This window comes from Halomonas sp. MCCC 1A11062 (assembly GCF_021404355.1).
In the GTDB taxonomy this organism is placed as follows: domain Bacteria; phylum Pseudomonadota; class Gammaproteobacteria; order Pseudomonadales; family Halomonadaceae; genus Halomonas; species Halomonas aerodenitrificans.
This window is the reverse complement of sequence record NZ_JABFTW010000013.1, coordinates 28665-40351: the sequence shown is the minus strand read 5'-3', so window position 1 is coordinate 40351 and position 11687 is coordinate 28665. Positions and strand designations below refer to the sequence as shown.

The 11687-nt window shown below is 48.4% G+C and carries 10 protein-coding genes; all 10 read right to left on the bottom strand.

What is annotated here, in order from left to right; translation table 11 throughout:
• Positions 1–144 precede the first annotated feature (144 nt).
• Complete coding sequence (locus HOP58_RS14635) at positions 145–1440, bottom strand: hypothetical protein (RefSeq protein WP_234260731.1); 1296 nt, start codon at positions 1438–1440, stop codon at positions 145–147.
• Positions 1418–1777: a hypothetical protein gene (locus tag HOP58_RS14630; protein ID WP_234260730.1), complete on the bottom strand. Its 360-nt coding sequence runs from the start codon at positions 1775–1777 to the stop codon at positions 1418–1420. Before HOP58_RS14630 ends, HOP58_RS14635 begins: the two co-directional genes overlap by 23 nt.
• A gap of 90 nt (positions 1778–1867) precedes the next feature.
• On the bottom strand, positions 1868–3142 hold the full coding sequence (locus HOP58_RS14625; RefSeq protein WP_234260729.1) for an exopolysaccharide biosynthesis polyprenyl glycosylphosphotransferase: 1275 nt from the start codon (positions 3140–3142) through the stop codon (positions 1868–1870).
• 14 nt (positions 3143–3156) lie between these two features.
• Complete coding sequence (locus HOP58_RS14620) at positions 3157–4290, bottom strand: glycosyltransferase family 4 protein (RefSeq protein WP_234260728.1); 1134 nt, start codon at positions 4288–4290, stop codon at positions 3157–3159.
• Positions 4291–4365: 75 nt separating this feature from the next.
• The gene (locus HOP58_RS14615) at positions 4366–5754 is read right to left on the bottom strand and encodes a hypothetical protein (RefSeq protein WP_234260727.1); all 1389 of its coding nucleotides are present in this window, start codon (positions 5752–5754) and stop codon (positions 4366–4368) included.
• A gap of 17 nt (positions 5755–5771) precedes the next feature.
• Positions 5772–6833, bottom strand: coding sequence for a glycosyltransferase (locus HOP58_RS14610; RefSeq protein WP_234260726.1), 1062 nt, complete (start codon positions 6831–6833; stop codon positions 5772–5774).
• Positions 6834–6838: 5 nt separating this feature from the next.
• Entirely contained in the window at positions 6839–7960 is a 1122-nt protein-coding gene (locus tag HOP58_RS14605) for a glycosyltransferase (RefSeq protein ID WP_234260725.1), read from the bottom strand.
• Positions 7953–9017 carry a glycosyltransferase gene (locus tag HOP58_RS14600; RefSeq protein WP_267963457.1) on the bottom strand — a complete coding sequence of 355 codons (1065 nt, stop codon included), beginning with the start codon at positions 9015–9017 and terminating at the stop codon, positions 7953–7955. Before HOP58_RS14600 ends, HOP58_RS14605 begins: the two co-directional genes overlap by 8 nt.
• 74 nt (positions 9018–9091) lie before the next feature.
• Positions 9092–10444 (bottom strand): surface carbohydrate biosynthesis protein, encoded by a 1353-nt coding sequence (locus tag HOP58_RS14595; RefSeq protein WP_267963451.1) that lies wholly within the window; start codon positions 10442–10444, stop codon positions 9092–9094.
• Entirely contained in the window at positions 10438–11616 is a 1179-nt protein-coding gene (locus tag HOP58_RS14590) for a hypothetical protein (RefSeq protein WP_234260722.1), read from the bottom strand. The genes HOP58_RS14595 and HOP58_RS14590 overlap by 7 nt, the downstream gene beginning before the upstream one ends.
• Positions 11617–11687: the final 71 nt, after the last annotated feature.

The window sequence follows — 11687 nt, the reverse complement described above, 5'->3', positions numbered from 1 at the left end:
AAGGCACAAAAACGGCGGCCCCTCAAACGCCGCGGGCGCCCAACCGGGCGCCCGCGCGAGTATATCATGAAAGAATTTCCTTGCGTTCCTCTCTACATGCCCTGTACGAGAAAGGCGAGAAGTATTGTATCTGGACCAGCTACGTCAAGCAGCATGCCAAACCCCACGGTTCTGCAGAAGATAACTGACTGTTTGTGGTGAAACCCTATAGTGCTCGGCCATATCTTCGATGAATTCTTCATTGACGTGGCGCTCCCCCAATGCCTCTTCTAAAGAGCTGAAGGGGCAAAGAAACTCTTGCGCGAAAGCACGCTGAAAGCGCTGACGGGCCGTCTTGCTATCCGTAACAGGGAGTAGTTTATCTTCTAACGGGGCATAGAGTTCGTCTGCCAGCACTCTTGCCAAGGCAAACCGTTTTCCAGTAACCCTTTTTCTATTGAGTACAATTTTCAACCCCTGCTCGGTGCGCATCGCGACAGGTTGTTCGACACCTTCTATCGAGGAGTCTTCAAGAACTTGCTTAGGCAAAGCGAAAAGCTCAAGCAGTTGGCTGTCTGAAATTGGGCCGCTTCCCAACCCCCACTGCCGTCTCGCCATGTCAGCAGCCATGGCAGCGCGTCGCCAAATAGGCTGGTTGCGAGGAATGTTCGATATACAATCTCGTATTTTACGCTCATCGGGTGGACGCTCTCCATGCGCACCACTTGCCGCCATGGCTTCGAGGGTTTCAAGCACAGCTAACGTATTACTTCGCCCTACCGCAGCCACTTCGTTGACGGCCTCTTTCCCCAAGCTATCGAAACGCTCTATCAATGAACTCAATAGGATCTCTGGGCCTGCATCGACATCATAACCGAGCAACGCCTCAAGCCTACGCCAAATAAAAGCGACAGGGTCACGTCTCTCAGCGTTAACCTCTTGCCAAAGCGCCACGACATCTTGCCGATATTTGGAAGACCTGAGTCGCTTGCTCAAACGCTCCATAAAGCAATCAATAGAGCGCTCGAACTCACCCGCCGTTATTGTTTCTTCAAAACGCGACAAATACCTGACAGGCATTCCACTATCGTTTGACCTCTCGGTAGGCACGCAACGACACTGGATATAATCACCGTCACTAGAAAAGCTTAAGTTTGGCCATGCCATACCCCCACCAATCGCAGGCAAAGAGTGGCTCATTCTCCAGTCATGATTGGAGTGAAGCTGCTCCGGCTCCCAACGCAACCGCCACCAGTTATGGGCCAACCATTCGCCAAGCAGTTCCATTGGCGCTACGACTCGGGTACGGACTGCTTCGGTCGACAAGTCTTCCAGCTCGGTTGCCAGTTGATCATTGATTGCCAAGGCCCACAGGGCCTTTCCAGCCTGCCTGTCCGAGGCGTCGTTATGGCACCACTCCAGTCGGAAATCCATGCGGTCAGACATAATGACCTCGTTCACGCCAGGCACCCAAAATTACATGCCGCATAGGATCACCTTCCGGCATGGGGTAGCCATGATAGACACCTTGCTCGGAATTTTCCAATTGAGCCTCCATCGGCACACCACCCTGAGAGACAGACCAGATATTTTGAGGATAGCCGTTCTTTACCTGCTGGCTAACGAGACCGCTCCTCGCACCCGCCTGCAATAATGCCAGTGCAACCGAGCGCTCAAAAATACCTGCTGTATCGCAGAGTGTCTTGTCGCACCTAGGCGCGACAGGTGGCGTCAAGCCAAAATCACCGGGGTTCGCCTTATGCTCAGGATTGCCTCCATAGCTTACCCTTTCAGCCAACTCTTCACACTCTCTCAGGGTTAACTCTCCCAGCACTCGCTTGGGGTTGAATACACCATGTCGCCTACGCCTCACGAACGCCCCCCTTGCCTACCTTGCCCCGTGCCCCGTAAAAATTGTCTTCAACGTCTTGAAGGTGATCAGCACATCGATCCACAGTGAGAAGTGCTTGATGTAGTAAAAGTCGTACTGCAGCTTCTCGATCATGCCATCCACTTCGGCGGCGTAGCCCTGCTCCACCTGGGCCCAGCCGGAAATGCCGGGGCGTACCACGTGGCGGTAGCTGAAGAACGGCACGTCTTTCTCATACCACGCTGAAAGACTCATGGATTCCGGGCGCGGGCCGATGAAGCTCATCTCCCCCTTCAGCACGTTGAAGATCTGCGGCAGCTCATCGATGCGGTACTTGCGCAGTACCCGGCCGATGGGCGTAATGCGGGGGTCGTCTTCCCCCTCGGTGAAGCCGCGCCCCTTGCGGTCGCAGTACATGGTACGGAACTTGTAAACCTTGAACGGCCGGCCGCGGTAGCCCATGCGGGTTTGAACGAACAGCGCCGGGCCGGGGCTGTCGCGCCGGATCAGCCAGGCGGTTATCAGCATGGGAATGGCCAGCAGCGGCAGCAGTATCAACGCCCCCGCGATATCGGTCAGTCGCTTGAAGCCCTGGTAAAACGCAGAAGGCAGCAGTGCGCCGTACTCATTCTCGGAAAGGTGGGTAATCTCCACCCGCCCGGTAATCGATTCGCGAATCTGGGTAACGTGATACACCGGAATATGCGCCAGCGTGCACTTGGCCAGGAAGCGCTGCCACTCGGACCCCAGCTCGCTGCTGTGCAGGTCGGCAACGATGCCGTCGTAACGTATGCCCTGCATGTCCGGCGCCTCCAGATGGCGCAGATCGAACTGCTTCGTGCCTCGCAGCCGGGTGGCCCGCCCCACCGGCACCACGGCGAACTTCATGCGCCGATAGCGCCGGCCAAGAAAGTTGCCGGCAAAGAACCACGCCAGGCAGGCAAGGTAGCCCGTGAAAAGCACCTGGCGCGTGTACTCTTCCCTAAGGAAAAACAACACTGCCACCGCCAACAAAAATACGATGCTGACCGTAGGCAGCGTATAGGCCACCATCTGCGCGCCGGGAAAGCGGTTGAGCCGGCGCAGGGTGAACATGATCACCACGAATGCCACGGCAATGGCGATCAAGGTATTGCTGCGGAAATCGGGCAGAAAGTGCCAGAAGCCCCAGCCCCAACGGTCCAACCCCGGGATCAACAGCACCAGCGGCAGGCCCACCAGCAGTTGGAACGGCACACCGAGCAGCAGTTGCTCGTACCAACGGGAATGACGGCGCTCGTAATTCTCGGCCACTAACGTACTCCTGGTCACCGTGACCCCTCGACTTTCTCGTTCCCTGCCTCATCCTGCGGCAGGACCTGCCAGTAGCGCTCGATCACCAGCGCCTCATCGAAGCGCTGCTCTGCCAATGCCCGTGATGACTGCCCCATGCGAGCGAGCCCGGCCTCATCGAGCTCGGCAATGCGCTGCATGGCCTGGCACAGTGCCGGGACGTTCTGCGGCGGCACACACCAGCCATTTTCCCCAGGCAGTACCACTTCCTCACAGCCAGGCATGGCCGTGGTGACGATCACCTTGCCTGCCGCAGCGGCCTCGATCAGGCTGCGGGGCACGCCTTCAGGGTAGTAAGAGGGCAACACCACGCAATCTACCGTATCGAGCAAGGCCGGCATATCGTCAATGTGGCCGAGAAACGTCATACCGGCCTCGCCTGCCCAGGCCTCGATGCTCGCTTTCGGTATCCCACGCTCGGTGGGCTCCAGCGTTCCAGCCAACAGAAACTCCACTTTTCCAGGCATGTGGGCCTGCAGCTCACGGCTGGCCTGCAAATACTCCGGCACACCCTTGGCCTTGAGCAAACGTGCCGCCATCAGGAAGCGTACCGGCCGACCGGGCTCACGCGGCCTGGGAACGAAGCGTGCGAGATCCACCCCCGAACCGGGGATCACCTCGCTGCGTGCCTCACTCACCCACCCCGCCTGCAGAAAGGCCTCGCGGTCCTGCCGGTTCTGGAAGAACACATGCCTGGCACGGCGATAGAAAAAGCCCGCCAGCCCACGGTACAGCCACCCCTTCGCCCCGCCCAGCTGCGACGCCACGCCCACGCCGGAAACGTTGGGCACACAGGGCAGGCGCAACAGCCAGCAGGCAATCAGCGCGTAGAGGTTGGTCTTGGGGTTGAAGCTATACACCACCGCGGGACGCACACGGCGCAGCGTGGCGATAAGAGAAAGCAATGCCCGCGCTTCCTTAAACGGCTGGGTGCTCACGGCATCCAGATAGAACGGCGACATGGCCACATCGAGCCTGGCCAACGGGCTCGGGTCGTCCTGGGTGGGAACCAGGCAACTGACCGTATGCCGTCGGGAGAAAGCCTCGAGCGTAGAGGCACGAAAATTGGAGAGATACCAAACCGAATTGGCAATGAAAGCTACTTTCATCAAATGCCGCCCGTCCTTAGTTCACCCGCTATAGCGGCATTTGTTCACAAAACTTTAGGTTCGTTCCGCAGTCTGTCACTTCGGAGCCACCAACCGGCTGCGACGGAACTCACGCCAATGCAGCACCGCTTGACACAGACCGGCCACAGCCAACGCCACCAATATCACATACCCGGGGAAGCGATAGCGAACCAACGAGCCTACCACCGGTACGGTATAGGCATACACCATGACCCAGGCCAAGGCTGGCACCAACATTACCCAAAAGGCCGGTCGCCGCCACCAGCACCAGCCGGCATAAAGCAGGAACGGCAACACAAGATAGAGCACGACCATCTCCGCGCCACCCAACACGCGGTAAGCATTGCGCACCGGCTCGGCCTCAGGGTGCGGCAGCCATTGATGGGGGAACGGCGAGAACAACCCGATTTGCACGGCACGGGGGGTGTAGGCCAGCAAATCCGTCACATCACGAAAGTGGATATGCGTATCGATTGCTGTACGTCCGTGACTGTAGCCTCGAATAAAGTGCTCACGAGCTCCTGCCAGGCGGCGCAAGGAGTCGTCGATTCGTGTTGGTAAGCAATTGACTGAGCGCCAGCCGTCTCCTACATCCATTTCCGGCGCACCGGGTGACTCAGTTACTTCAGGCGCCACCTGAAGCTCACGGGTAAAAAAGTCACCGGAGTGAAACGACGCCATAGCGAACAGCAGCAGTAAAGCAACCACAGGGCTGGCCAAAGTACTGGCCAGATACCGGCGAGTTTGGCGTAAACCGTATCCAGCCAACAGACACAAAAGCAATACGAAAAGCCCACCAAGCCCCTGGAAAATCTCAGCGGAAAACTCCCGAACCAACCACGCTACGATGAAACCGACGGCAATCAACCCAGATCCACAAGCCGCCAGCCCAAGCGCTTTTTGCAAAGGCACCTGCTGCATGCGAAACAGTAACCACCAACCATAGATAGCCAGCATCAGCCCAAACATCACGTAAAGATCGCGATGGGGCTGGGCATAGATAATGGCGGCAGAAGGCAGCAGCACTGCGGGCAGTACAGACAGCAGCGCAATCCTATTATTCTCAGTAACGGCGAAAACCAGCTTGGCAAGCAGTGCCACGCTCACGCCGTAAAGCAGTGCCTGAATGGGCGCCAATACCCAAGGCTCAGGCAAGGTGAGCGCATACCAGGCCGACATCAAGCCGGAGATGCCCCAACCGTTTGGTCGCAGTTCCCAGGCGGACCATCCATACAAAGCAATGGCTTCGGCCTGTTCAGCCGCCACTCGATGAAAGCCCACCACATCCTGGCCGGGAATCAATCCACTCCCATCACTCCAATGTGGCAGAATCAACCCAAGCAGAACTAGCTGAATAAACCAGGTAGCAGCCAGCGAACAGGTACCCGCCACCACACCAAGCCGCAACGGAGACACTGCCAGCCAATCTGCGGAGGTATACATATCCTTGTACTCACTCTCTATTCCTTGACGACGCTGAGCAGCACTCGCTCCCAACGTTCGATAACAGCTTCAGGGCTACACTCCTGTTCGATATAGGCCTTAGCCCGACACCCCATTTCCTGCCGCTCTTCCACAGTTAGCGACATGGCCTTTCGCATGGCCTCAGCCAGTGCTCCAGGATCCGTGCCTTCCGCCAAAATGCCTCGTCCATCCCGTAGCATGTCGGGAACCGCACCGACGGGCGTAGCAACACAGGGCAGTCCGGCAGCCATTGCCTCCATCAGTGCATTGGGCATGCCCTCCCAGCAAGAAGGCAATACAAAGGCATCTGCCTGAGATAGCACAAGGTGAGTATCATCCAATTGGCCATGTAAAGCGACACAGTATTCAAGGCCGAGGCAATTAATATGTTCTTCTAGCTCCGAATGCAGCCTTCCGCCTCCAACAACATCCAAGTGTAGCGACTGATCGAGTGAGAGAATTTTTATCGCCTCCAGCAATGCTGGCAGGTTTTTTTGCTGTTCAAGTCGGCCGACATAACACCAGCGGAATTCCGTAGCCTTCAGGAATGTGTTTTTAGTGCCGGGGTCACTGCTTTGCTGTAGAAAAATATTTGGAATAACTCGTACAGAACGGGCTCCAAAGATAGGTCTCAGTGCTTGATCCGCTCCTGCAACATTCGATAGGGTTGCGCTATCCAAGGGTTCTGTCAGACGAATCAGAAAATCCCGTGACTTACGCGAGTAGCTAGTGTTCCGATGAGACGTGACTGCCCTCACCCTACCAAAAAAAGCCGCAACCCTACCCAAAAGGGTAGCATGAAACAAAAAATTAACCAACACATCGGGGCGGTTATTACAAAGATAGCTGACAAGACGAAAAAAAATACCAAAAGATGAATATTCATCTAACACATGACGTTTAACATCTTTTGAGAGGAAGCTTGAGTAGGCATCTCCTCTTCTCAAAGTCAGCAACGTTACGTCATGCCCTTTGGCAACAAGTCCATTGCAAAGATAGACTATTTGTCGCTCTGCTCCACCCTGAAACATATCACCGATAAAGAATACAATTTTCATGTGGTTTATGTAGGGCATGGAAGGCCCATTATCTCCATATAACGTTCGACTGCAGCATCGACAGAAAAATCCTGTGCACGACGCGTCACGTCAGGATGATCTTCAGCCTCAAGGGACTGATGCATGGCCAAGGCTAGAGCTTCCGAATCATCAACCGGCACTAGCCTTCCCCACTTCCCCCCTTCCAGAATTTCCCTCGACCCTCCAGGACAGTCAGTGCTAATCACAGGGGTGCCACATGCCATTGCCTGTATTAAGGTATTAGGCAATCCCTCCCAACGAGATGAAAGTACAAAGAGATCACTATGCCTCATGAAGCTGAACGGATTTTTTTCAAAACCAGGAAGAGAAACACGTGCACCAACTCCCAGCCTGTCAGACAATGCTAGTAAATCTTTAAGGCAATGACCTTCACCAAGAATAACCAGCCTAGCGTTATCAATATTTAGCTTTGCGAAAGCTTCTATAAGAACATCAAACCCTTTAGCATACGCTAGCCGCCCTGCAGCCAAAATTATTGGAGCCCTTTTCACGCAGCCATTAGTTAAATTAGCCTCATTGCTCCACCAAGAATGTTCTGGCAGTAGATAAGATTGTGTTTTTAACTCATCATCGACTACAGGGTTATAAGCAATATTTATATCTTCTATAAGGACTTTTCTGTATTTAACAAGGCTATCCTTTACTGCTTGGCTAACTGCTATGATTTTATCAGCACGACGATAGAAAAAACGAGAGGCAAGATTCACTATATACATTGATACAGACGAAGAGTTTCCGGCATGCACAACATTAGCATCACGCAAAACCAGCGTAGAAGAGGAAAGCGACACCATATGTGCAAGAGACATAGTCACGTTAGCATGCACTAATGTAGAAAGCACAACCAGTGGTCTGGTAATGATTAAATAACGAATCAATTTAGGTAGACCCAATACAACACGGCCTACCTGCAAACTCACAACATTGACTTGGGGAGATACATTATTCAAGTAAGGGCCTTCTAATTGACATACAACCAAATCAACATCAAAACCTTTTGAGGCTAGAACATTGGCTACGGTGACCATAACACGCTCAGCCCCACCGCCACGTAGAGATGGGAGAAAAAACATGACCTTACTCATTATTCCCACCAACGTCATGAACTGCTTTCTTAGCCCTCGCAGTCCATGTGTAATTATTTAAAAAGTCATTGTAAGCTTTCTCTGCTAGGCTTCGAGAAAGATGACTATCGTTTCTAAGCTTATCTAAAGCCTCTCGCCATTGGAGTATGTCTGTTGCGGAGCACAACAGCGCATTGCTTTCGTGAATTAAAATTTCACGCAACACTGGCAAATCAGAAGCAATGATAGGTTTTTTTTCTGCCATATACTCAAAGGCCTTTAGGGGAGATGTCCATTTCCCAATATTTACACCTCTGCCAGACGTCTTCACTTCCTGCTGATTAGGAAGAAGCACCACATCAAATGCCTTTATATAACTCTTTGTTTTATGATGTTCCACGTGGCCATAAAAAAACAAGTTTGGAATATTTGAAAATTTTTTTGTATAGTATTTCACCTGAGAAGCTTCCCCCCCCACCACATGGAAGTTAGCATAACTACAAATAATAGCCAGCTTGGAAATTATCTCAAGTCCTTTTCCCTTATGCAGACTTCCTACATAGCCAACATTCACATTATCAACATTTCCTTGCAAAGGTAATGGAGAACATTGTTCATCATACGCATAAGCAGCATCAGGTAGAACTTGAATTTTCTTTCTTAAGCTAGGACTATCCTCCTCATAATATTTTTTTAGTGCATGAGTAATAACTACCAATTTAATAAGCTTGTTTTTATTTATAAGGGAGTTAAAAATACGTTTAGAGATAAAACCAGAGCTAGAAACAGGAAAATGTGACTCAAATATCACCTTACATCCCAAAAAAGCAGCAACCCAAGCAGCAACAAGATTTCTAGAATAAACAATTTCGGGATTTGTAAACCTTACCTTTACTGCCGAAAAAAGGCTATAAAGATAACCTTTCCCTTTGATAGGCAACCATAATACACGGCTTATCTTGAACAAATTTGGCTTTATACCGTAATACAAAAACGGATCAGAATATATTTTATCCTTCCTAGGAATTATCAACTCAACATCGTTACCATTTGAAGCGAGCGCTTGACACATCCGCATCACATGAACGCTATTTGCTGCATGCGAAGGAACAAAAGAATTTGATATATATACTATCTTCAAAGCTCAGCCTTTTATTTAATTCTCAAAACGAAGGATTTATCGTCAATCATATCTATTTGATAGGCTTCTTCAATGTCAGTAAGGTTTTTTAGAAACTCAATGTTATCTGAAACCAACTGCTTGCTGATGATTGGGAACTTTGAATTGGCAACAGCATGTTTGGCCATGATTTTTTTGAGTTTTTTATTGAAAAAAAAGCTCATTAAATAGTGATTAATTTTCCCGCTCACGACGTAGCTTATTAGTTTTGACTTAAAACCTGCCTCTTGCTTAAATTTTTTTATATCGTAATACTCCTCATTTATATTCATTTCTTGTATTGAGGAAACTATTTTATCTACACAATCTCTCTCGCTAAGCCAATTTTTTATATATTTTTTGACTTCTTGCTTAGGCATTAAAGCAAAAGACTTAAAATCACTAGATTTCAAGTAACTTAAAACATCGTCAGCATTGCTGAAGTTATTAGAAAAGCGATTACAAAAATCACCATATTCGAAAGAAAGATTTTGCGGCCTTAAGCCAATTACAGGTTTCCCTGCTGCATAGGCTTCTATCGCTGTAGTGCAGCCGTCGTGAATGACACAATTATTTAAAATAAGCTGCTTTACTAACTCTGTTTCATTGTCAACTATTACATTTGAATAGCCTTCCGCTATTTTTTTATAAATTTCAATGCTTTCAGCCGGATGCGGCCTTATAGTTACAAAGAACTTTTTCTCATCACCAAATAGTTTTATCAGCCTCAAAAATTCTTTGAATATTATTTCATCTTTTTCCACGTAGTTTAAATAGGTTTGCTTTTGCTCTTCACTACTAATAACTCCAATTTTTATCAAGTTGTCTAACTCGCCACTACCTCTAATATTATTACATGAAGGAAATCTAGTGTTTATTAAAATATTATACGGTTCATTTGGCTGAGCTTGCTTCTGATTTTTGATGTACTTTAATAAATCAAACCGTGGATTTCCAACAATTTTTATTTTTCCTTTATCCACATATTCTTCTACTAATCTCTTCTGCTCACTGCCCCATAGGTAAACCACATCTACTTCTTGAAATACTTTTTCTGACACCCGTGTTGTTTTGTATATCTCTTCCGAGCGGTAGATTAAACCTTCTTCATCCAACACCCCGACACAGACACCACTCCTTTTTAGATTCAATATTTTTTCATAGCTCCATGGAGCATGATCTTTATGTAGCAAAAAACCAGAAGAGACATTTTTAAAACAGTGCGAAGAGTGGCTGCCTATTACAACAACCATGCCTTTTGAAGCAGCCCTCATTCCCAAAAAGAGCTTAGCCATGAACTCTCTTTTATAGATCTCTACCGGGAGATACAAATATCGACTCAGCATATTTCTTTATCTTTTAATCCTTCTTTCTTTAAAATTTTAACCAGCTTCTCAGTACTTGTTTCGTCGTCATCCCATTGCATAAATTCTTTTAGCATACTCAACCTATTTTCCCTAATGGGTGCTAATTCATCAACTGTACTTTCTATATTTTCTAACAGCTTTGAAAGCTTTTCTTTAGTAACTAGGTTTATTGTCCCAGGAGGAACAAAGGAAAAAGTGCTTAACATATCTTCCTTTTTATCTAGGCCATGCCAATCAGGTACTAATATTACAGATTCAGTTAATAGCGCCTCAACTAATGACAAGCTATTAAATCCTATTATTATTTTAGATCTAGGTAAAAGGTCAGTTAGTTCAACCGAACTAGTTACTATTACATTCTTTGACTCCCCCACCTCTTCTTTAATTAATTTTTCATCAATTTTATTCTTGGCTTTAATGTATAGAACATACTTCTCAGATTTGATTTCTAGTGCTTTTATAGTTCTTTCCATTACGTCATAAAAAAAAATTTCACTATCCCCCCCATAGCCCTCTCTGAAACTTAGAAGTGTAACGATATTACCGCTTTGTATGTATTGGGCCGATCGCCATGCATCTAGACGGGGTGCTCCAGTGACGACAATGTTATTTTTGTTGCCTAGGCCTGAATCAATAAATATGTCTTGCAACCTGCTTCCAAAACAACAGATATAGTCAGCTAAATGTTCAAATTTGTAATATTTTCTCCTATACTCCTCCGAAACTTTTTTATTTATTGGGAACTCTTTAGAAAGAACAACCACTTTTACTGACTGGTCTTGCGCAGCTTTTTTCAGTGCGTAATCTTGCCAATAATCAATATTCGCTGTTAGCACTGAATTTACCGCCACCCTCTTTTTGATTTTTTCAAGGAATTTGCTCATTAAATTTATTGCGGAACGCCATTCTTCCTTATGTAGTTCTAATGAATCTATATACTGCGTTTGATGCTGGTATTCGCTAGGCACTATATCATCAAGAGCAAGCTTAAGCATATACGTGTCTACCCAGATCCAAGCAAACGTCTTGTCTTGACTAAATTGCTTATAGTCCTTTTTGAACAGACTCCTCCCAACACATAAAACAACTGGCTTTTCTTTATCTATTCCTTTTAAAACCATTTTGGACAAGAAGCTGATATAGCATCTCACGCCCAGCACTTTCCTTATAAAAATAAGTAGCAATCTTTTTCTCGACATATTCCATTTCAACACCTTAAAAC

Coding starts and splice junctions, on each gene's coding strand:
- HOP58_RS14610 (WP_234260726.1), bottom strand. CDS start 6,833: ATGAAAATTGTATTCTTTATCGGTGATATGTTTCAGGGTGGAGCAGAG.
- HOP58_RS14620 (WP_234260728.1), bottom strand. CDS start 4,290: ATGAAAGTAGCTTTCATTGCCAATTCGGTTTGGTATCTCTCCAATTTT.
- HOP58_RS14600 (WP_267963457.1), bottom strand. CDS start 9,017: ATGCGGATGTGTCAAGCGCTCGCTTCAAATGGTAACGATGTTGAGTTG.
- HOP58_RS14615 (WP_234260727.1), bottom strand. CDS start 5,754: ATGTATACCTCCGCAGATTGGCTGGCAGTGTCTCCGTTGCGGCTTGGT.
- HOP58_RS14595 (WP_267963451.1), bottom strand. CDS start 10,444: ATGCTGAGTCGATATTTGTATCTCCCGGTAGAGATCTATAAAAGAGAG.
- HOP58_RS14605 (WP_234260725.1), bottom strand. CDS start 7,960: ATGAGTAAGGTCATGTTTTTTCTCCCATCTCTACGTGGCGGTGGGGCT.